This is a genomic window from Niastella soli (assembly GCF_017742245.1).
Classification (GTDB): domain Bacteria; phylum Bacteroidota; class Bacteroidia; order Chitinophagales; family Chitinophagaceae; genus Niastella; species Niastella soli.
Genome location: NZ_JAGHKO010000011.1, coordinates 22575 through 43789, shown reverse-complemented (window position 1 = coordinate 43789; position 21215 = coordinate 22575). Strand labels below are relative to the sequence as shown.

At 41.8% G+C, this 21215-nt stretch carries 19 protein-coding genes; 12 read left to right on the top strand and 7 right to left on the bottom strand.

Features of this window, described 5'->3' with window-relative positions:
* Positions 1–450 precede the first annotated feature (450 nt).
* From J7I42_RS26380 to J7I42_RS26355, 6 genes are all read left to right on the top strand, one after another.
* Positions 451–2049, top strand: coding sequence for an O-antigen ligase family protein (locus J7I42_RS26380; RefSeq protein ID WP_209141886.1), 1599 nt, complete (start codon positions 451–453; stop codon positions 2047–2049).
* Between the two features lie 64 nt (positions 2050–2113).
* Positions 2114–3643, top strand: a complete 1530-nt coding sequence (locus J7I42_RS26375) for a transglutaminase domain-containing protein (RefSeq protein WP_209141885.1) — start codon at positions 2114–2116, stop codon at positions 3641–3643.
* Between the two features lie 32 nt (positions 3644–3675).
* On the top strand, positions 3676–5181 hold the full coding sequence (locus J7I42_RS26370) for a hypothetical protein (RefSeq protein ID WP_209141884.1): 1506 nt from the start codon (positions 3676–3678) through the stop codon (positions 5179–5181).
* A gap of 29 nt (positions 5182–5210) precedes the next feature.
* Positions 5211–6608, top strand: coding sequence for a T9SS type A sorting domain-containing protein (locus J7I42_RS26365; protein WP_209141883.1), 1398 nt, complete (start codon positions 5211–5213; stop codon positions 6606–6608).
* 30 nt (positions 6609–6638) lie between these two features.
* The gene (locus J7I42_RS26360; protein ID WP_209141882.1) at positions 6639–7568 is read left to right on the top strand and encodes a hypothetical protein; all 930 of its coding nucleotides are present in this window, start codon (positions 6639–6641) and stop codon (positions 7566–7568) included.
* Between the two features lie 70 nt (positions 7569–7638).
* Positions 7639–8124, top strand: a complete 486-nt coding sequence (locus J7I42_RS26355; RefSeq protein ID WP_209141881.1) for a hypothetical protein — start codon at positions 7639–7641, stop codon at positions 8122–8124.
* A gap of 46 nt (positions 8125–8170) precedes the next feature.
* Here J7I42_RS26355 and J7I42_RS26350 read toward each other — a convergent pair whose 3' ends face one another.
* A complete protein-coding gene (locus tag J7I42_RS26350; protein WP_209141880.1) occupies positions 8171–8737 on the bottom strand; it encodes a hypothetical protein in 567 nt (188 codons plus the stop codon).
* A gap of 438 nt (positions 8738–9175) precedes the next feature.
* On the opposite strand from J7I42_RS26350, the gene J7I42_RS26345 reads away from it, so the two are divergent.
* Together J7I42_RS26345 and J7I42_RS26340 are read left to right on the top strand one after the other, a co-directional pair.
* A complete protein-coding gene (locus J7I42_RS26345) occupies positions 9176–9925 on the top strand; it encodes a hypothetical protein (protein WP_209141879.1) in 750 nt (249 codons plus the stop codon).
* A gap of 266 nt (positions 9926–10191) precedes the next feature.
* Complete coding sequence (locus J7I42_RS26340) at positions 10192–10920, top strand: hypothetical protein (RefSeq protein ID WP_209141878.1); 729 nt, start codon at positions 10192–10194, stop codon at positions 10918–10920.
* 71 nt (positions 10921–10991) lie between these two features.
* On the opposite strand, the gene J7I42_RS26335 is transcribed toward J7I42_RS26340, so the two are convergent.
* On the bottom strand, positions 10992–11465 hold the full coding sequence (locus J7I42_RS26335) for a site-specific integrase (RefSeq protein WP_209141877.1): 474 nt from the start codon (positions 11463–11465) through the stop codon (positions 10992–10994).
* 32 nt (positions 11466–11497) lie between these two features.
* On the bottom strand, positions 11498–12640 hold the full coding sequence (locus J7I42_RS26330) for a sterol desaturase family protein (RefSeq protein ID WP_209141876.1): 1143 nt from the start codon (positions 12638–12640) through the stop codon (positions 11498–11500).
* 378 nt (positions 12641–13018) lie between these two features.
* On the opposite strand from J7I42_RS26330, the gene J7I42_RS26325 reads away from it, so the two are divergent.
* The 4 genes from J7I42_RS26325 to J7I42_RS26310 all read left to right on the top strand — a co-directional run bounded on the left by J7I42_RS26325 (position 13019) and on the right by J7I42_RS26310 (position 16038).
* Positions 13019–13801, top strand: a complete 783-nt coding sequence (locus J7I42_RS26325; RefSeq protein WP_209141875.1) for a helix-turn-helix transcriptional regulator — start codon at positions 13019–13021, stop codon at positions 13799–13801.
* The gene (locus J7I42_RS26320; RefSeq protein ID WP_236065590.1) at positions 13755–14276 is read left to right on the top strand and encodes a VOC family protein; all 522 of its coding nucleotides are present in this window, start codon (positions 13755–13757) and stop codon (positions 14274–14276) included. The genes J7I42_RS26325 and J7I42_RS26320 overlap by 47 nt, the downstream gene beginning before the upstream one ends.
* Before the next feature lie 317 nt (positions 14277–14593).
* Positions 14594–15361 carry an SDR family NAD(P)-dependent oxidoreductase gene (locus J7I42_RS26315; RefSeq protein ID WP_209141874.1) on the top strand — a complete coding sequence of 256 codons (768 nt, stop codon included), beginning with the start codon at positions 14594–14596 and terminating at the stop codon, positions 15359–15361.
* 92 nt (positions 15362–15453) lie between these two features.
* Positions 15454–16038 (top strand): Crp/Fnr family transcriptional regulator, encoded by a 585-nt coding sequence (locus J7I42_RS26310; protein ID WP_209141873.1) that lies wholly within the window; start codon positions 15454–15456, stop codon positions 16036–16038.
* Positions 16039–16186: 148 nt separating this feature from the next.
* Here J7I42_RS26310 and J7I42_RS26305 read toward each other — a convergent pair whose 3' ends face one another.
* The 4 genes from J7I42_RS26305 to J7I42_RS26290 form a co-directional block, all read right to left on the bottom strand.
* On the bottom strand, positions 16187–16642 hold the full coding sequence (locus tag J7I42_RS26305; protein ID WP_209141872.1) for a hypothetical protein: 456 nt from the start codon (positions 16640–16642) through the stop codon (positions 16187–16189).
* An 877-nt stretch (positions 16643–17519) separates the two neighbouring features.
* Positions 17520–17732, bottom strand: a complete 213-nt coding sequence (locus J7I42_RS26300) for a hypothetical protein (RefSeq protein WP_209141871.1) — start codon at positions 17730–17732, stop codon at positions 17520–17522.
* A 166-nt stretch (positions 17733–17898) separates the two neighbouring features.
* Complete coding sequence (locus tag J7I42_RS26295; protein WP_209141870.1) at positions 17899–18519, bottom strand: TetR/AcrR family transcriptional regulator; 621 nt, start codon at positions 18517–18519, stop codon at positions 17899–17901.
* 29 nt (positions 18520–18548) lie between these two features.
* Entirely contained in the window at positions 18549–21215 is a 2667-nt protein-coding gene (locus J7I42_RS26290) for an MGH1-like glycoside hydrolase domain-containing protein (protein ID WP_209141869.1), read from the bottom strand.

Sequence of the window (21215 nt, the reverse complement as noted above, 5' to 3'; positions counted from 1 at the left end):
AACATTCCACTGTGAATGAATAGCATTATTGCACCAGGTATTTATTTACCTGTTCGCTCCTGCATGCCATTATAAGAATATCATAATGATGGAGGCAGTCGGCTGCACATGCTTTTCTCACCTACAGGTGCGCTATTGCTTCTGCCGTAAAGATATAATTGACCCATGTACCCGTGAATAACTATCGAAAATTAAACAGTTACCTTAATTCCGTTAGTTATGCCCGCGCAACGATTTGCTGCTATCTTACTATTGCTAGCCGCAACAGCAACGCTTATTAACAGCAGCATGTTTCCTTACGAATCTTCTGCTGCCATATTTTTATTTGAAACTTCGGCCGCCGTCTTTTTTATTTATTGCATATGCAGATGGCCAGGTTTAACCAGGCCATTAATAAGCCGGCGGAGCATACCGGTTTATATCTTTTTGTTATTCATATTTTACTTTGTTGTGCAGGGTTTATTCAGCCATGAAGGTTTACATGCAAGGCACTACCTGCTACTGGGGTATTTACTGTTCTTTATAGCCTGCCTGCAAACCTGTAATCAAAGAGTAATAACTCTTTTGTTTTCGGGCGTGGTGATGCTGGCTGCAGTAGAATGTATTATCTGCATGTTACAATGGTGGGGGTTGGCGCAAAGTAAAAACTCATTCTTCCAGGTAACCGGTAGTTGGGTAAATCCCAATGTAACAGCCATGTTCCTGGCTATGAGCTCTGCGGCTGCCTATTATCTCTTATTTCAGCAACGTGGTCGAAGTAAAATTTGGGTTTTGGGTTTGTTAGGCGGCATATTGGTTTCACTACTATTGTTACAATGCCGGACTGCCCTTATTGGCGCTGCGCTCGCTGCATTCATTATTTGTAATTACCGGTTCAGGTGGTTTTTCCATTTCCGTAAGCAATCCCTTTTTAAAAAGATTATTACAGGTGTAGCAACTATGTTGTTAATAACGCCAGTCTGTTATTATGCATATAAAGCAAAGCAACGTTCAGCCGATGGCCGCTTATTAATATGGAAAGTGAGTACCGGTATCATAGCCCAAAAACCATTTAACGGCGTTGGCCTTGGCATGTTTGAACATGACTATAACCTGGAACAGTCTGATTATATCAAAAAAGGAAAGGCAGCCGACGCTGAAAAAAATAACGCTACTCATGTTTATATGGCCTATAACGAGTGGCTTGAAACAGGCGTAGAGGGAGGAATACCTGCTATGATGTTACTAACAGCATTATTCGTTTCATTGATCTTACTATACCCTAAAGAACATTCATCCCCAGATAGGGAGCAAAAAAGGGCAACCGACAGCCAGGAAGAAAGTTATGCAAAAGTAACTGCCTGGGCAGGTGTGATTGCCTTCGTCAGTATGTCGATGGTCAATTTTACTATTCAGGCTTTACCTGCCATGTGTGTGTTCTTATTGTTTATGGCCATCCTTTGTTCGCCGGTGTTACCTATAAAAAGCAGCTTACCTTTTGTTCGGGGCCTTTTTGCTAAACCATTGATTAAAAATGCAACTGTTGCAGTGCTCGTAATGGCAGCTCTATATTTTATGTATGCGCGAATATCGGTGGCAAACAACCTGCTGCAGGTAAAAAAGGCTTCGGTAGCAGTTACCTCCGGAGACAATGCAAGCGCGCTTGAAATACTTGTGCCCCTGACAGTGCAGCTTAATAATGCAGAAAGTTACCTGCAGCTATATGGCAAGGCATTAATGAACACAAAAAAGTACAACGAAGCTATCATACAATTTAACCGGGCCAAAAATCTTGTCAGCTACCCCAATCTATATTTAAAGATTGGTGAGTGCTATACCTCTCTTCAACAATACGAGAATGCCCGGTCCTGCTTTTTGCTGGCGCATAATATGGAGCCGTCGAGGCTGGCGCCAGAATATGCCATGATGCAGTTATCTGTTAGTATGAAAGATAGCACTACTGCCCTGGCAAAAGCAAAATTGATCATCAATGCCAGCTCGAAAACAGCTAATGCAAGATCCCTGTTTTACCGGCAACAGGCGTTTGAGATCATACACCGCCTGCAATGACCGATGATCCGTAAAAAGACTCCCTTCTGATCAAAGTGATATTTACACTGGTAAAATCCTGAACATGAAAATAACAATTCTACTTTCTTTTATCGCTTCTCCATTTTTTGTTTGCGCACAATTAAAATATCCGCCTGCAGTAGAATCGGCGCTTCGCGAGGCAGGTGCAAACCGGTCTCAACTGGAAACGGTACTACGGCATTACAAACAACCCGCTGATCTGCTAAAATTAAAAGCTGCTTGTTTTTTAATAGAACATATGCCGGTTCACCGTTCGTGTACTTACTATTGGGCCGACAGCAGCGGCAAAAAAATTCAATTTAATGAGCTGGACTATCCCGATATCACTGCTTCGTTACAAGCCTTTGAACGATTGAAAAAAAACACACCAGGTATTCACCCGGTATCATACAGTTATCGCGATATCGACAGCATGAAGGCCACCTATCTCATTAACAATATAGACATGGCATTTGCAACAAGGCAAAAAGCCTGGGCAAAGAATATTTCATTTAAGGATTTCTGTGAATATGTGCTCCCTTACAGGGCATCTGTTGAACCGCTTCAAACATGGCGACAACATTACATGCTGAAGTATGCATGGATAAGCGACAGCGCCACAGGCAGAAACACAGAACAGGTGGTAGCGCTGGTTTCCGGTGATGCCCAAAACTGGTTTGCCAATACCTATGGCCTGGGACAGCAGCGCCGTGAACCGTTACCAAGACTCGGTGCCCTGCAATTATTACATAGAAAAGCAGGCGCCTGCGAAGACATTGCCGACCTGATGGTCTTTGCACTACGTTCGCAGGGCTTTTTGGTTACCAACGATATGGTTACCTGCTGGGCAACTTCTTTTGGCACCCATTTTTTCAATAGTATACTCACAGATTCCTCTAAAATGGTTCGCTTTGATGCGGCAACATCCAGCCCGCGATTTAAAACATTTGCACGTGAACCGGCAAAGGTAATACGAACCACTTATTCGAGGCAGCCGAATTGTGTAGCCAGCATTGAAAACATAGAAAACATTCCCGATAACTTTTTGCGTACTCTAAATTACAAAGATGTAACCAACGAGTTCTGGCCCGTTCGCAACGTGAAATGTGCCCTCTTCCATCATCCGGTAAAGCCCAAGATCGCGTATGCATGTGTATTAAATCAAATAGACTGGAACCCTGCCTGGTGGGGAAAGGTCAGAGGCGACAGTGTTGTATTCACCAATATGTGCCAGGGTGCTGTTTTTCTGCCCGTGTATTGTAATAAGGGGAAGTTGATCATAGCTGGATATCCGGTTGCTTCGGGATACCAGCATGTGCAGGAACTGCGGCCCGACACTGTGCACTACAGAACGATTCATATTAAACAGCAGGAAAAATACCTCATGTTCCGCCCCGGCAAACAATACAGCCTGTATTATTGGGATAATACATGGCGGCTTGTCTCCAAGCAAACAGCTCCTGCAGCACCTACAAATGAACTGGTGTTTGACCGCGTTCCACGTAATGCCCTGCTGATACTCATACCCGAATATTCCCAAAAACTGGAGAGACCTTTTACCATTACAGATTCCGGGGAAAGAATGTGGTGGTAACCAAAAAACAAAAATCATTTAAACTGTATCATATGCGTATACTGTATGTAACCATTTTCTTGCTACCCTTCATAGCAAGAAGCCAGCAACTGGCTATTGAATTAAAAAAACAATACCCCCCTTCAGTAATTGTAAGGGTAAATGAAGTGTATCAAAAGCTAAGGTTGCCGGCCACCAGGCAATTGATCTTTGCGCGCCATTTTCTCATGAGCGATAGTGTTATTGCCACGGCCATCGTTGATGAAAAAGGAGAAGACCAGATAAATAAAATAAAAGATTCGGTACACAAGGCCTTCTGTTCGCTCCTCACACCAGTAGAGAAAGAACTATACTTTATGCAGGCCGCCACTGGTGCGTCCTTAAAGGAAGCGCAGTTAATGAGTGCTTACCTGGCATCGAAATACAAAACAGGCGCTACCATTCAGCAAAAATTGTTTGACCTGCTGTACCAGCAGCGAATCGCGTTTAACAAGCTGTATGGCCAATATGCCGGGGATGTGCGAATGGACTCCTTGCTGTATAACATGGTTTCGACAAACGATTCGGTATTGAATAATTACCTATATGCTATAAAAGGGCAATCATTTTTACAGGGATCACTGAACCACCTGCAAGCGATAAAGCCTATTACCCAAAAAGATGCAGACAGAATTTCTAGCGAGTTCATAAGTCTTTGCCTCAAGAAAAGCAATGCGGGTTACACAGATAATTTTTACGAGGCTTTGCGCCGTGTAACAAAAGACACGGCCTATTATGCCGTTCTTTTTAAAGATGACATTCTCCAACGCGCCACTTTCAATACCGGTCGAATCAGTTATCAAATAGCTTATCGTAATCAGCTTACGCCGGCCGGCCTCGATTCGGTACGCCCAAGGGTTTTTGAAAAAGAAAAAACACTGGCTATCTATGATTATACATTACCCTTTTATACAAAATACAAAGACAGTGTAACAACCGCAGCCTCCCGCTATCATGATTCTTTGATCGCCATCGCTGTAATGAAAGATGGAAGTTTTCCCTTTTTATCCCTCCATGCAACAGCTATCAAAAAGAGGGAAAAACTGGCGCTAACCACAGAACAGGTTGATTCACTGATGGCAGGCGCTTTTACCCTGCAAAAAATGAATGAGGAGTACTCAATAAAAAATCCCCGGGGAAAATTTGATGCCACTCCCTTTGAAGCAGTGCGCATTCCGGCACTGTTAAATGAAGATCAGTATATGCAATTGCTTTATGAAAAGAACCGTACGCAGGCAGAAGAATGGTCAAAAAAAGACTGGAGCGAAATGGTGCAACGGGGCATGGTAACGGTAGCGGATAGTGTTTCAACAATAACACAATTAACAGATTACAATATTAAACTGCTGGCAGCAAAAGATCGTTATGCAAACGATAATATAAAACAAACAGCGTACGTAAATGAGGTGTATCGTATTATGCCCCCTCTTCTACGCCAGTTAAAATCCGCCAGAGTGAAGGCTACTGTAAATACGTTGCCCCAGCAGCAGGCGGGCATTAATAAAAGTTTTCAGTGGTAAATCCCATTTTATAACCAAAAATCAAGCAAATGAAAAAGCAGTATGTTACAGCTTTTACTGCCCTGGCTGCCATGTTTTGTGCCAATGCACAAACGCAGCCGGCCGATGTTGGCAAATTGGTAAACGATGCCGACGGCTACTATTACGGATTGGGCAAGCCCTTTAATCCACAAAAGTCCTTTGCGTTGTACCAGCAGGGTGCAGCGGCTGGTAATGCCAAAGCCATGTATGGTTTAGGCGTACAATACAGCAAAGGAATAGGCACAACACAAGATGCCGCAAAAGCCCTGCAATGGTTTCAGCAGGCTGCAGAAAGCGGCTATCCCAAAGCATGGTATTACCTGGGTATGATGTACAAAAGAGGAACAGGAACCAAACAGGATTACGAAAAAGCGTACCGGTTGTTTGAAAAAGGGGCAGCTCAGAACGACAATAAAGCGTTGGCCATGAAAGCATACATGTTGTTCAAAGGCCTCAGCTGCCAGCAGAATTACCGGCAGGCTTATGAAATTTTTCTGGCAAGTGCCCAAAAAGGCCATCCGGCTTCAATGTATTATGTAGGGTTATGCCTGCGTAATGGGTATGGTGTTGAAAGAAATATCGATGAAGCCCGGCGCTGGCTGGTATTGTCTGCCGAAAAAGGCGAGGGACAAAGTACCGGCGAGCTGGCATTAGCTCAGCCTGAAAATTACCTGCAGCAATCATCCGACGGTAATAAGTTGCTTATTGATCCTCTATCAAAATATGTAAGAGTGATGCATAATGCTGCCGCCGCCGATATGAATGGAACTTTTAAAGGGACCGCATTCAAATACGACTGGAGCGGCAGGTACATCATCAACCAAACGCCTATTACGTTAACCCTTACGCCAACAGAAAATGGTTTTGAAGGAACCTGGGAAGAAGAAGATAATTCATTTCCGGTTACCGCCATGCTAACTGATAAAGGACTTACCTTTATGAACAGCACCTATAGCAAGGTCGATCACTACAGTGGCGGAAAGCCAATGAACTGGGAGTTACGCGAAGGACAAATTCAGGTAGTAAAAAACGCAGATAGTATTTTACTGGCTGGTAACCTGCAGATGTATTCGCCGGAACGAAAAGAACCCGGTAAACCTTTCTTCATCAAAATTGCCAAAGGATCTTCCGATAAAGCGTTAATGGTAACGCAGCCCGTGAACCTTCAGGCATTTCCTACCCCTTTTACAAACAGCGTGCGTTTTTCGTTTGAATTGCAGCAAAGAATGCCTGTAAGCATCCTGGTAGTGAGTATGGATGGCAAAACTGTGTATAGTGAAACATCCGAAACATTAATGCCTGGCAAGTATGTACGCGATGTAAACCTGCAGGTGCCTGCTGGGGTGTATATGTTAAGCCTTAAACATGGCAGTCAAACAAGCGCTGTAAAAATTATCAGGCAATAATAGTTATTAACTCTAAAAAATATAAATACCATGAAAAAATTTATATGGCTATTGATATTTTCACTGCAGCTTTTCCCTGTACTGCAAAACAACAGGCTGGTAATGGGTACCGCTACGTATGCACAGGAAAATGTCGGTGAAGAAGATCCATTAGATGACGCCAATTGCATGAAGCAGGTAAGCAGCCCGATGTACTCAGGCGGCGGAATGACTGTTACAAGCGTTTGTAACGTTTGGTCTGATTGTGAAACAAAAGAATTTGATCATTATGGAGATTGCAGCGTAGATATTACATATCCGGATCCACCTGATCCTACTCTGCCAGAGGATTTTGGGAATATGGGAGGAAGCGGTGGCGGTGATAGTGGCGGCAGTGGTTCCACTGGTTCTGGTAGCGGCGGCGGCGGCGGCACCGGCAGTGGCGTGGGCACCGGTGGTGGTGGAAGTGGTGGAGGTTATGTGCCCCCCACCAGTTACCCGGGGAGTGGCATATTTAGTTTTGCAGGGTATTCTTTTTCGAGTGGAATTTCATCTGCTACCACCAATTTTCTTTTTAGCGGTGCATGGTCTCTTTCCGCATCGGCCAATCCTAACCCGGTTGTCACAAGCGAAGTGCTGAACCTTTACCTGAACTTTACGGTAACTATTCCGGCAGACGTAAGTTCAAACTTCCTCAATAATCCTGTTTGCGAATTTGTTGTTGTGGCATATCATCCCGGATTATCGACAATGATCGGCGGCCCGCAAACTATCAGCCTGAGCAATGTAACCCCGGGGCAAACGGCTTCGTATTCGGGTACACTCACTTTTAATCCAACAAGTATTACCCAGGTAGCTATGTACTGGAACCAGGAGCCGGTACAGATCATGATAAATGGAGGACTTAAGTATCCTTCTGCAACCGGTGGTAGTAATGGACAGGTTTTAGGCGCCATTTCCTTTACAGGGAAAGTACCATAATACTTTTTTAATAGCAAAAATCTGTCTGTTCAAAATGAACAGACAGATTTTATTACATTTAAATAAAATCATGAAGCAAATTTACATATTAATAGCTGCTTCGTTTTTGATAACGTTTGCTATAACATCATGCTTTCCACCCAGGTACCAGTTAAATGCAAAAGAAAAAAAATATGTTGAGCGTTCAAACAGGCATCGCTTTATCGAGATAATTTATGACAACAAAGCCATTCGGCAATTAAAAACAAACGGGGTTTATACAGTAAAGATCAGTGAAACAGATGACGCAGGCAGCCTTTGCTCGCTGGATACTTTGGCTATCAAAGCCCAGGCGATCCAAGTGGCCCAAACCGTCAGCCCCATTATGAATTTCATGGAACACCATCAATATATTGATGTTGAATTTTCCAGTATTGTAAAGAACGCAAATAAGAATGCCCTGGGTGAAGATGTGAGTTGCTCCTATACCATACGAATGCCTTTGAACGATCTGCAGGCTGCAACCGTATTGAAAAGTATCAATACAAACGACGCATACAGCAGGAAAAGTCGCTAAGGCCCCAAAACCAGGCAATATCATTAACCAGGCACTAACCAATAAATCACATCATTGTTTTTTGCTTGTTCAACCTGCTGCTAATAGTACAGGGAGCTACCATTATGCAATTGGTCGCTTTTCCTTTTTGCTCAAGCCCAATTTGATTAAAAGATTGTTTGAGTGATAAAGTTTGACTACCTAACATTTTGATAGCTAACTCATTTACAGTTGCCTTGCTCACAGGATCTGCAGGATTGTTTGCGTCACCTAACCTGTAACAGTTTACATTTATAACAAATAAAATAGGCAGTACGATGTGGATTTTTTTCTTTTTGCAATAGGCAACATAGCGCTTATCCCAGATCTTTAGCGGATCAGATACCAGGCTTTCAATACGCCTTTTATAAACGGAATTTAAATTGCCTGAAATAAATGTGGATGTCGATCGTGGGGAGAAACTAATTTCCAGAAAATGTATTCCGGTATAGCAGGTGTCTACAAAAGATTCAGAGTAAAATTGACGTTGTAAATAGGTTGCCAGGACTGTATCAGCTGGCTCAACCGTTTGCTTTTGCTGAGCCATGGAGGCTATAGCAATTAAATTCAAAATAACAAACAAATAAATTTTCATGAAGTGCTATTAAGGGTTATTGGGTTTCTTAAATCCTTCATTAACGCTAGCTAATGCTTTATTAGGATTTAGTATTTATAACGAACAAGCTCAATAGCAAAAACTTGGCCATTTTCTTAAAAAGCTCGTTAGTCCTCACCCGAAATCAGTTTTTCCACGAATCACGCAACTTTACGAAGGGATTTTACGAAGACAAAAGCTTGCAGTCGTTTATTATGCACCCGACTCAATACAATGGAAAAAGGACTTGCCAGGGCGGGCGATAATTGTTATGAAAGACGGAAAAGGGATAAGAATTGCGCATAAAGAACCTTCATTTTTTAAAGAGGAGATATAATTGCTAAGACAGCATCACCGTTTAATCAAATACTTCTTATTTTGCGCTTATACATTTATGGCTTGCAAAGCAGGTCTTCCAAATACCGAACTACACATTTTATGAACATTATTTTTGCGAGATTCTATTCCATTTCTTTTGCTATCATTTTTATTCTTGGCGCCACAACTGCGAAGGCTCAAAACTGGTCGCCCAGCGGCAGTTTAGGCCTTGCTTGTATGCCTGCATTTAAATTGGATATAGCAACTGGTGCTGTGCTTGACGGCATTCGTATAATGCATAACGACCAGAAAATGGTAAAAATCCATAGTGGTTCTTTACATGCGCTGGCATTTAACCCTATTACTCAGGAGGGTGACGCAGGTATTGTATATGGATCAACGGCAGGCCCCCTAAACTTCGGATTTTTATTGGCACCATTGGCAGGGGCAGAGTCTGGACTTAGAATGGACCAGGATGGAAATGTAGGCATTGGATGCCATGATACAAAGGGATATAAGCTGGCTGTTGCCGGTACTGCCATCTTTACAAAGGTTGTCGTGAAATCGCTTCCCTGGTCTGATTATGTCTTCAATACTACCTACCGACTTCGCCCGCTCAGTGAAGTTGAACAATTCATAAAAACATATCATCACTTGCCGGAAGTTCTCCCGGCAGAAGAAGTTGAAAAGAATGGAATAGATGTAGGCGATAACCAGGCCACGTTACTAAAGAAAATTGAAGAATTGACATTGTACGCAATTGAGCAGGAAAAACAGATCAGGCAGTTGAGGGAGGAGAATAGGGATCTTCAATTATTGAAGAAGGAAGTGGAAGAAATGAAGACAATCCTCAAAGAAATTAAGAAATAACGATCTCTAAAAAAAGAAACACTGTAAAAGCGCCTCTTCAAAGAAATGGACCGCCTAATTCCACTGATGTCAGTAAATTGTTTGTATGGTAATCAGTAAAGGTTGGTTAAGCGCTGCGCAGGTACTATAAGCGCATCCCGTTTAACCAACGCCAAAAATGACAATAACCTGTATTAAAATATGATCTGCAATCAAAACGCTATTTTTGCGTCCTCTTAACTAACCCTCATTCAATTATATTCTTAATGGAACAGCAAATAGCCAAAATGCAGAAGGATTTAGTACTTCTTAAATGGTATGCAGGCATCTTGACCTTACTTTTAGCGATCATAGGTTTGTATTCTTTCATCAATTCTGGCACCTCTCGTTTTAAAGAGATTACGGCGGAACGCATAAACATCGTAGAAAGTAATGGCCAACTGCGAATGGCTATTTCCAACAAAGAGCGTTCACCTGAAGTGCTTGCCTACGGCAAACCATTGACCCCGCCCATTCCTGGGCAAAACAGACCCGGACTGATTTTTTACAACGACGAAGGCACCGAGAATGGCGGTCTGGTTTTCATGGGTGGCAGGGACAGTAGCGGAAAGTATCAGGCCACAGGGCACCTTTCATTTGATCAGTATAACCAGAATCAGGTACTTTACCTAACTTATGCCGATGACAATGGTGATCAAAGCACCGGGCTGCATATTGACGACTGGCAAACATCTCCTGCCTTTTGGGACTGGCGGGCGGAATACAAGAAAGCACAGCAATTACCTGATGGTCCCACAAAAGAAGCTACATTGAAGAACCTTATGAAACCTAAGGTCGGGCAAAAGGCATATGCGCAACGGATATTTGTAGGCAAGGATGAAAGCAAGACTGCAATGGTAACACTTGCCGATCGCATGGGTAAGCCGAGGCTTCAATTGTTTGTTGATTCTATCGGAACAGCCAAATTAAATTTCCTGGATGAACAGGGACACATTACTTATAGCTTACCAAAATAGCCATATACTCAGTTGTAAGTGATCAAACGGGAAAAGCCCAAGTTTAGAAACACCGTGGCTCGGCGTGGAACCTACGCCCTTAACCCCTTCATACCCTCCCCAATCTTCTTATCCAAAATCTTCGCATAATGCTGCGTAGTCCGCAGATTGCGATGACCAAGCATCTTTGAGACCGACTCAATGGGCACCCCATTAGTGAGCGTTATGGTAGTGGCGAATGCATGTCGAGCAATGTGATAAGTAAGCGTTTTCTGTATATGGCACACGTCGGCTATTTCCTCCAGATAGGCATTCATTTTCTGATTGCTGAGGATGGGAAGTACCAGGTCTTTTCCCTGGCAATGGGGGTAGTCTTTGTAGCGGTCAATGATGGTAAGGGCCACGGGTAGTAAAGGAATGCGGGCAGAGATATCCGTTTTCTGTCTGCGACTCACCAGCAACTGTTCGCCATCCACGCCGATGATGATCTCGGAGCGCTTAAGTTTCTTTACATCAGCGTAGGCCAGGTCAGTATAACAACTGACTAGCAAAATGTCGCGTACCACACGCTGCCAATTCTACTAATAAGCATTAATAGTTACCTCTTTGTTTCATTCTCCATATTAAGGTTTTTATCAAAAGGACTTTTTGAAAATGGGTACACCAGTTGATTCACATACCCTTTGGGAAAATGCGTCTCGCGCAACCCGGTGCCTTCGGGCCAGGTATTGCCTGGCAGATAGTAAGTACCGAATATCTTATCAATAAACGGGAATATGGTTGCAAAGTTTTTGCCATAGTATTTAGGATCTTCACAATGGTGCCAGTGATGGTATTGAGGCGTAGCAAAAATATACTTCAGGAAGCCAAAGTTGATGCGGGTGTTGGCATGAATGAGCACCGCATGGATGGCCATGAAAATGATATAGGTATTAAAAGTGATCTCCGAAAATCCAAAAATATACAAGGGGATAAAAGTCATGGACCTGGTCACAAAGATGTCTACAAAATGTGTCCTTGAGCCGGCCAGCCAATCCATGTGTTTAGTGGAATGGTGTACGGAATGGAAGCGCCACAGGTAGGTGTGTGAATGGAAAAAACGATGGGCGGCATATTGAAAAAGGTCAGTGATGAGAAAGGCAAAGAAAAGCTCAATAACATACGGAAGCTGTTGTACCCAATGCTGAATCTCTGACAATCCGATCCATCCAAAGAATATTTTTGCCGGCTTCTGGGTGATCACTCCAAAGAACTGAATGAACAAATGACTGATAACAAAATAAAGCAGATCAGTTCTCCATTCTTCGTGAAACTTGCTTTGTTGCCTGTTTTTAGGAAATACCATTTCAATGGGAACAAAGATCACGGCCATAAGCAACAGGTCAAGCAATAACCAATCAACGCCCAGGTGCCAACTTTGTTTTTCAACTGGCCGGCCCTGTACCTGTAAACCTCCGAAAACTATGGACAGGCTACAAATGAGCAGTCCCGCCATGGCCCATTTCTTTTGTTTGCTAAGGATAAAACTGACGAGCGCAAAGAGAAATGAGGCGATAATGGTAGCCGTTAACAATATCTTCATGGACTCCCCTGTATATATTTCTCTGAATTCCGGTGTGGTGAGCCATTCCGGATATTTAAAACAAATAACGCCAGTCAGGGAGAGTAACCCAAGGAATATCGACGAATAGCCACTTATTTTCCCTTCACCAATTTTAAGACGTTTAACAGGTGTACTCATATTAATACATTCAAAATATTGAATTGGAAATTAGTTAATTAAACTCCCGGTGACTGCTTTTATTGTTTATTGGCTAAAGGTGGGAATAAGTAGCTAAAATGCACAAAAAAAGCGCTGAAATTCAGCGCTTTAATTTTTCTGCAGGCTGAAGGTCACAACTTTCGAACCGGTTTCGGATTGATCTCAATAAAATGGCAGATTTTTACAATGGGTATTTAATAAAGATTCAAACCTCAACGTGAAAAAGACATATGTGTCGGTGATGGGGATTGTGTTCGAATAAAAAAGCGGCTGTTTTAACAGATGAAAAGCAGAGAGCAATAGAAATAAATATCATCTTTATTAACTTTATTCAGCGTCGGTTCAGCACTGGGGGGAATGAACACCTATACAGCTGGCAAATTCCGCCGGCGAACCATTTTAGCAAAAATGAACGACAACGACTTAAAGCGGATCTCAAGACTGGTTTCAATAGCTACACAATTACAAACAAAAAGTCTTTTGACCGCCACTCAACTTTCTAAAAAATTCAATGTAAGCATCAGAACAATTTACAGAGACATTAAAGCTCTTGAAGATGCAGGCATTCCTGTTTTGACAATAGATGGCAAAGGATATTCGCTAATGGAGGGATATAAAATACCGCCTGTAATGTTTACCGGGAGCGAAGCAAACGCATTAATTACAGCAGAACAACTTTTATTATCGAACACCGACCGTTCATTTACAGAAGAATTGCTATCTGCTTTGAACAAAATAAAAGCAGTATTGCAATTTTCTACAAAAGAAAAGGTTGAATTTTTAGCAAACAGGATTGCTGTTAGCCCCTTATTGTTAAGAACACAAAAAAGCGATTTGCTTACACTAATCCAACATGCCCTTATCGAATTTAAGGTTCTCAATATTCATTATCATTCGTTAGGCAAAAAAGAAAAAACAGTAAGGTTTGTTGAGCCATTTGCCTTGTATTATTGCCTTGAAGAAAGTTGGGCGTTAATTGCCTATTGTAGATTAAGAAAGGAGTTTAGAATGTTCAAACTTAACAACATCCTAAAACTTGAATTGACTGAATTGAATTTTCAACCGCACAAAATGACGCTGAGGGAATATTTAATTGAAAAAGAAAAAAAATTTACCACCCCTGACACACCCTTGTCATAAGCCTGTTTCATCTTTGCTCCAACAAAGAACATATATTATCCATAAAAACAGTATTATGAACCTGATGTCAGTTAGAGTTATTACGGCTGATGTAAAAAAACTCGTGGAATTTTACAATCATATCACTGGTATATCTGCAATTCAATACACCGATGATTTTGCCGAACTGCAAACCCAATGGGCCACTTTGGCAATTGGGAGTACCAGAACCTTACAGCTATTTGGAGGTGAGGAAGTTGCAAAAGCCGCACAGAATCGAACAGCCATAATAGAATTTATCACTGAAAATGTAGATAACGATTACAAAAGGCTGGCTGATTTTCTTCAGCATTGCATTGTGCAAAAACCAACAACAATGCCCTGGGGAAACAGGTCATTTTTGTTCCGTGATCCGGATGGAAACCTTGTTAATTTCTTTACGCCAATTATGGCAGAAGCTATCAAAAAGTTTGATGGAAAGTTGAGTAGCAGATAAGCATTAGCATACCAATTAAAGCAAAAAGCCTGCAAATCATTGATCGTCCGTGCGCCGCCGCTGAAGCTCTGGCGTAAGCGTTTGTAGCCCGCAGAAATTCGGCGAGAAAGCAATTACTTAGGAAGCCCGCCAATGTTATAGCTTCGGCGGGCGAAAGCGGGCTGCAGGTAACAACTTTCGAACCGTTTTGTGGTGGACATCAATAAAATAATAAATTTCTACCATTCAATAGTCGCCGTGTTTACGTGACCTTTATCACCATTATTTTGTGACAAAGGTCCTTGTAGCGAAGGACATGTGTGGGTGACATTTGTTGAATGAAATTAAAAGACAAAGTAACTGTGGTTACCGGCGGTAACAGCGGTATCGGTTTCGGCATAGCTGCTTCCTTTAGTAAGGAAGGGGCAAATGGTGCTATCACCGGAAGAAACCAGCAAACAATAGACAAATGTGTTGAGCAATTGGGAACAAATTTTATTGGACTCAAGGGTGATGTAACAAATCTGGATGATCTGGAATGGATCTTTAAAGAAACGTTCAACAAGTTTGGTAAGATTGATGTATTGGTGGTGAATGCAGGCGGCGTGGTGGATGGCACGCCAATGGGATCGGTGTCGGACGTAGGAGAAGATGGATTTGATAAGTATATGGACCTGAATCTGAAAAGCGTATACTTCACGGTTCAAAAGGCGCTACCGTATTTAAATGATGGCAGTTCGGTTATCTTAATAGGCTCTACAGCCGCTCATCGGGCGATCCCGGGCATGTCTATCTACAGCGCCGCTAAAGCTGCTGTAGTTTCCTTCGCAAAAGGGTTTTCCCTGGATCTGTTAGCTCGTAGGATCAGGGTGAATGTGCTTTCGCCCGGTAGTATCGATACGCCGGTGTTTGACAAATTCGCACCTGCCGAACAGGTTGACCTGATTAAACAAGTCTGGGTGAACCAGATCCCTGTGGGCCGGCTTGGCCAACCTGCTGATATCGGACAGGCGGCTGTATTTCTCGCGTCTGACGAATCAACCTTTATTTTGGGCAGCGAGCTGTTGGTGGATGGCGGTATGACAAATATCAGTCTGATGAAATAATGCTTTAATAAATGGCAGCTTGCCTTTGTGATAGCAGGCTGCCGTTTGTTGATATGCCTTTTTTGGATAGCTTTGGTAAAAGCTTTTTAAAAATGTTCGAAGTTTTTGCCAACTATTTGAAGGTGAATGGAGGGCTGACCGATGAGGATCTGAAACTTGTAGAGGCGGTAACGATACCAAAGCGGATTCGTAAACGTCAGTATTTACTACAGGAAGGTGATGTCAGTCGTTATAATACTTTTATAACCAAAGGATGCCTTCGGTTATACCGCGTAGGTAACGACGGTGCCGAACATATCCTTCGATTTGCCGTAGAAGATTGGTGGATCAGTGATTATGAAAGTTATCATTCCGGTCTTCCCTCTAAATTTAATATCGATGCGTTGGAAGACAGTGAGCTGTTGCTGATTGAAAAAGAAAAGTTCGATGCCTTGTGTGAAACGATTCCCCGGTTTCGAAAACTCAGAGAAAAATTAGACTATAAAAATTTCGAAGTAACCCAGAACAGGATCCTTAGCAATATCAGTGAAACTACCGAAGAGAAATACAACAATTTCGTTAACATGTGCCCGCATATATACAACCGTGTTCCGTTGCATATGCTCGCTTCTTTTCTGGGTGTATCCCGCGAAACATTAAGCCGGATGAGGCAACAGCAACAAAAGAAAACAGGATGACCAGCCGGCGGTAATATTGCCTGAGGCACCCTTTCAAATTAAATGGACTATAACGCGGGACTTCACCAGCCCCGTAGAAGTGTTCGTCTTTTTTAGCTTAATTGTTACGAGCAGCGTCATTTAACGGTCAACCCGGATTTACCATTGGTTATTTAAGTTGCCATGACAATTCCCCCTTAGCATATTCCAGCATTTTATAAGAAGAATCAATCAGTGATAGTATTGAGGGAATAAAAATAATTCCAGCTATTTTTTGTTCAATTAGTTTGTTTCCTTTTAAATAAATTATTGCAGACCCTCTGGTATTGTCCCGCAAACCACGTGTTATAGAAACTCTAAAAAGCGTATCATTTTGGAAATTGGCACAAATTGATGATACAGAATCCCAACCATGCTGGCTGCGTTTAACGATTGAAAATATAGATTTATTCGATTTATAGTAGAATATTGCAGTACCTGTTGCTCGGCTTCCAACCTTGATACTTTTAAGTTTTCCTTTGACTTTAGAGTCCCAATCCTTGTCCCAACCATCAACTTGGTTACTTTGAGCAATACTGGAAAGGAATGAAATACTAGAAATTAACAATAATAGTAGAGGTTTCATTATCTGGTTGCAGTTTAAGTACAGAGCGGTTGGATATTTAATTTTAAAAATTCTTTTTCCCAGGGTTGACTATTTTTATTATTTGTTTTCTAATTCGGTAATATAATCTTGAAACGAATCACACTTGCTTTCCTATATCTTGTACTCCAAAATATTTATCTCATAATTCTGACATCTTATTTTTACCAATAATCTATTTATAATATGTAAATATTCTAACACTTTAGTTTCTTCCTTTTTGCTGCTAAAATATTAAAATTAGTGTGATTAGAAGCACTCAATCAAACATCATTTGAATATGGACCGGCCGGGAAGTGCCTCGTAACCCCTAATCCAGGTTTTGATCTAGACATGACCGTTGCTACACTACTTACACTACCAAGATGCAATAGTTGGCCTACTTTATTTACCCTGCCTGCCAGCTTGCCCTATAGCTCAATGAGATATAGAAACGCACTTAGTTTTTAGCCCCCACCTATTAGTCGGTTTCTTGTGGAAAATTCAATATCCCTTTTGTATTTAACGCACAAAAGTCTCGCCAGCAGGTCGGGATCAAAGGCAGGGGATGTACATATAGCTTCACAGGTCGCCATGGTTAGTTGTGTGTCATCAGTAAAACAAATCAAATATTTTATCCCAACCTCATTTAAAGTCTTAAATGAGGACTTTCGGAACCGTATAATTAATTGATAATCAAGATTCGCTTTTTTAATCGAGCAATTGTCGATCAAAAGCCATCTTGCTCATTTTCCCTTTCGCATCATTTGGTCCAACATACATTGACAAAGATAAAAGAGGAGCCGAAGCTCCCCTTGTTATTCACCATCACTCGCCAATCTGAAAACTGTGCCTGTCAAATCTGAAATTTAAAACTGTATTACATTAACATATATTTGAGTCCTACTTCTATTTCTGTTATCATATTGTGGGTATTTGCTCTTCCGCCAAAGGCCAGGTCTTTGAACCCGTCACCGGGTGGTTTTTGAAAAAAACTACCTTTGACACTAATAGAAAATCTTTCTTGTGCATTTGCATCATTGTTCACCGTGAAGGCAGCAACCACGAAGGCAGCCTTAAAAAATCTTCTCATGCGTTTGAATTTAATTAAAATATAATCTATTTACTTCGAGTTTACCGATCAGTTGTTGCTTTGATTTAATAACACAAAGTTCGATACTAAATACACTGTAGAGAATGTTTGGACGTAACGGGTATATGTCTAAAAGTATTTTTTAAAATGGTACCACCATTAGCGATTACAGGTCCTCTTTTCCTTCCAGATAGCTATTAAGCAGCTTTTCACCTTTTACTGTTGTTATGCTTTGTAAATAAAGCCTGGTGAATTCCACCACGAATTTATGAATGCTCCATTTTTTAGTTTCCACTAACTGTGGCTGCAAACAATTTACAAGCTGATGCAAGCGCACCTCTGCGATAAAAACCATGCTAACCTGATCGCTGTAAAGACCTTCCTCTCTGCCCCATTTCAGGTTGCGCACTATGCCTTCAAGCATAATTAATTTGTATAGTTCCAGGTCGTTCCATGGACCTGGAAAGAAGTTTTCCAGATCGAAGAAAAACCTCGGTCGAATGGGTGTCCAAATTTCGAATGGTTCAGAATTTTGCTTTATAACTTCATCAATGGCGTCTTTCGCTGAAGCCTGGCATGTGTCAAAGAATCGCTTATGCGATTGTATCAGGTCTTTGACAACTGCACGAACCAATGCATTCTTATCTTCAAAGTACCGGTAAATGATCCTCTTCGAAATGCCTGATAAATTAGCCACGTCATCCATCGAAATGCTTCTCAATCCGTAGGAGAAAAACATTTCCTTTGATTTCTCCTTTATCAGGTCATCTGCCTTTTTGCTCTTCATCTTTCTTTAATCAAGATTTGCTTTCTTATTTATAAAAAGTCCACCCTGCGATTATAAGTTGCCATTCCATTTTTTTCATGTTCATACCCCACCTTTTTAGAAGGCTGCAGCAGGTTTGCAATCAACGCTGTCCACCCAGTCTGATGTGAGGCGCCTAATCCTTTACCCGTATCTCCATGAAAGTATTCGTGAAACAAAATGTGGTTGTTGAAATTCGGGTCATTTTGTAATTTTTCATTTTCACCAAAAACAGCTCGTCTTCCATTCTTATCTCTGGTAAAAATGGCAGCTAAACGTATTGAAAGTTCAGTGGCGATTTCTTTTAATGTAAGATATGCACCACTTCCCTTGGGAAATTCTATCCTAAAATCGTCCGTGTAGTATTCATGGAAACGCTGCAGGCTTTCAATGATCAAATAATTCAGGGGAAACCAAATGGGCCCCCGCCAGTTGCTATTACCACCAAAGAGACCGGTTGTGCTTTCACCCGGCGTGTATTCAACGCTAAAATCACTGCCATTGAATTGCATCGTATGAGGGCTTTGCCCGTAGTGTTTTGACAGTGTACGAATGCCGTAATCGCTGAGAAACTCCTTTTCATCGAGCAAGCGATTTAATATTTTTTTCATTCGATAAACAGGCACCAATGAAAGCAAATGCTTCTGTCCAACATTTTTCTCTTTCCATTTCGAAACAAGTCCGGCCACCCTCGGACGACGGCTTAAGAACTTTTGAAGCCGCCTGGTAAATTCAGGCACCTGTTCGAGCAACTTCTCATTAAGTACTTCAACGGCAAATAAAGGAATCAACCCTACCATACTGCGTACTTTCATTTTTTTAGTTCCATCGCCCTGCATTTTTAAAACATCATAAAAGAAGTGATCCTCGTCATCCCACAATCCGTTTTGATCATACATATCTTCAATCGCATCACCGATGTATAAAAAATGATCAAAGAACTTGATAGCCATTTCCTGGTATACGCAGTTGGTGACAGCGAGCTCTAATGCAATCCGCATCATGTTCAGCGAAAACATAGCCATCCAGCTTGTAGCATCCGCCTGTTCGTACCGCCACCCACCTGCAGCGAGCTGGTTGCGATCTATAACACCAATATTATCCAGCCCTAAAAAGCCGCCTTCAAAAATATATGTTCCGTTTGCATCTTTTCTGTTTACCCACCATGAGAAATTCAAGAGTAGCTTATGAAATACAGATTCCAGAAACGCCCGATCACCCTTGCCATTGTTATTATCCTTTTCTATCTCGTACACACGCCATGTTGCCCAGGCATGTACCGGTGGGTTCACATCATTAAAATTCCATTCATAAGCCGGCAGTTGGCCATTCGGGTGCATGTACCATTCCTTTGTAAGCAGGAGCAATTGTTGTTTAGCAAATGAAGGATCTACACCTGCGAAAGATACGCTGTGAAATGCAAGGTCCCAGGAAGCATACCATGGAAACTCCCATTTATCAGGCATCGAAACAATGTCGCCATTGTTCAAGTGTCTCCATTGATGATTGCGACCAAACTTGCGTTCTTGCGGTAGTGCAGGATGTGCCAGGTCTCCATTGAGCCATTGGTCAACATTGTAATAATAATATTGTTTGCTCCACAAGAGCCCCGCATATGCCTGGCGTTGTACCCGTTTTTCATCTGGTTGCATATCTTTTTGTAATTCTGCATAAAACACATCAGCTTCTATCCTACGCTGAACGAACAGATCATCAAAATCTTTAAACGGTTGATTGATATTACCAGGGCCCAGGCGAAAACGTAGTGTCACACTCAGCCCTGCATTCACTACAATATCATAGTTGATTGCAGCCTTTGTACCGGTGGCATCTATATTTACAGCATCATTATGGCGATGCACCAGGTAATCATTAATACCATCTTTTGTGAAAGGTGATCCATTTTCGACACCATAAAGTTTTTTAAGATTGGTTTCATTGTCGCAAAACAGGGTGTCGGCCTTTGCATTTGTATAGAATGTATAACTCCCAAGATCGCGGTGTGTAATCGCAATATTTCCTTCATTTGTTAATTTCAAATCCGGTTTATAATCGTCATAGCTCCACGCCCAGGTATTACGAAACCATAGCGTGGGCAATACATGCAACGAGGCTGCTTCTTCTCCACGGTTATGAATGGTTAATTTGATCAGGATATCATTTTCGGCTGCTTTGGCATATTCCACAAATACATCAAAATATTTGTCTTCATTTAAAATTCCTGTATCCATGATCTCAAATTCAGGTTCCTTTCGGCCTCTCCTTTTGTTTTCCTCTATCAGCCATTCATAAGGATATTCATTTTGAGGATATTTGTAAAGCATCTTCATATAGGAATGGGTTGGTGTGGAATCGAGGTAGTAATACATTTCCTTCACATCCTCGCCATGATTACCTTCCTGATTTGTTAATCCGAAATACCGCTCTTTAATGATTGGATCCTTTTTATTCCATAAACCAATAGCAAAACACAACAGTTGCTGATCATCGCTAATACCTGCAATACCTTCCTCACCCCAGCGCCAGGCCATGCTTCTTGCCATATCATGCGTTGTGCTGGTCCACACATCTCCATTACGACTATAGTCTTCCCGAACAGTTCCCCACTGCCGGTCACTTACATAAGGTCCCCATTTTTTCCATACAGGGTTTGTTATTCTTTTTTCTTCAGCGTTCAT

Coding starts and splice junctions, on each gene's coding strand:
- J7I42_RS26305 (WP_209141872.1), bottom strand. CDS start 16,642: ATGAAACCTCTACTATTATTGTTAATTTCTAGTATTTCATTCCTTTCC.
- J7I42_RS26290 (WP_209141869.1), bottom strand. CDS start 21,215: ATGAACGCTGAAGAAAAAAGAATAACAAACCCTGTATGGAAAAAATGG.
- J7I42_RS26365 (WP_209141883.1), top strand. CDS start 5,211: ATGAAAAAGCAGTATGTTACAGCTTTTACTGCCCTGGCTGCCATGTTT.
- J7I42_RS26375 (WP_209141885.1), top strand. CDS start 2,114: ATGAAAATAACAATTCTACTTTCTTTTATCGCTTCTCCATTTTTTGTT.
- J7I42_RS26330 (WP_209141876.1), bottom strand. CDS start 12,640: ATGAGTACACCTGTTAAACGTCTTAAAATTGGTGAAGGGAAAATAAGT.
- J7I42_RS26325 (WP_209141875.1), top strand. CDS start 13,019: ATGAACACCTATACAGCTGGCAAATTCCGCCGGCGAACCATTTTAGCA.
- J7I42_RS26340 (WP_209141878.1), top strand. CDS start 10,192: ATGCAGAAGGATTTAGTACTTCTTAAATGGTATGCAGGCATCTTGACC.
- J7I42_RS26300 (WP_209141871.1), bottom strand. CDS start 17,732: ATGAGAAGATTTTTTAAGGCTGCCTTCGTGGTTGCTGCCTTCACGGTG.
- J7I42_RS26345 (WP_209141879.1), top strand. CDS start 9,176: ATGAACATTATTTTTGCGAGATTCTATTCCATTTCTTTTGCTATCATT.
- J7I42_RS26355 (WP_209141881.1), top strand. CDS start 7,639: ATGAAGCAAATTTACATATTAATAGCTGCTTCGTTTTTGATAACGTTT.
- J7I42_RS26295 (WP_209141870.1), bottom strand. CDS start 18,519: ATGAAGAGCAAAAAGGCAGATGACCTGATAAAGGAGAAATCAAAGGAA.
- J7I42_RS26350 (WP_209141880.1), bottom strand. CDS start 8,737: ATGAAAATTTATTTGTTTGTTATTTTGAATTTAATTGCTATAGCCTCC.
- J7I42_RS26360 (WP_209141882.1), top strand. CDS start 6,639: ATGAAAAAATTTATATGGCTATTGATATTTTCACTGCAGCTTTTCCCT.
- J7I42_RS26315 (WP_209141874.1), top strand. CDS start 14,594: ATGAAATTAAAAGACAAAGTAACTGTGGTTACCGGCGGTAACAGCGGT.
- J7I42_RS26370 (WP_209141884.1), top strand. CDS start 3,676: ATGCGTATACTGTATGTAACCATTTTCTTGCTACCCTTCATAGCAAGA.
- J7I42_RS26310 (WP_209141873.1), top strand. CDS start 15,454: ATGTTCGAAGTTTTTGCCAACTATTTGAAGGTGAATGGAGGGCTGACC.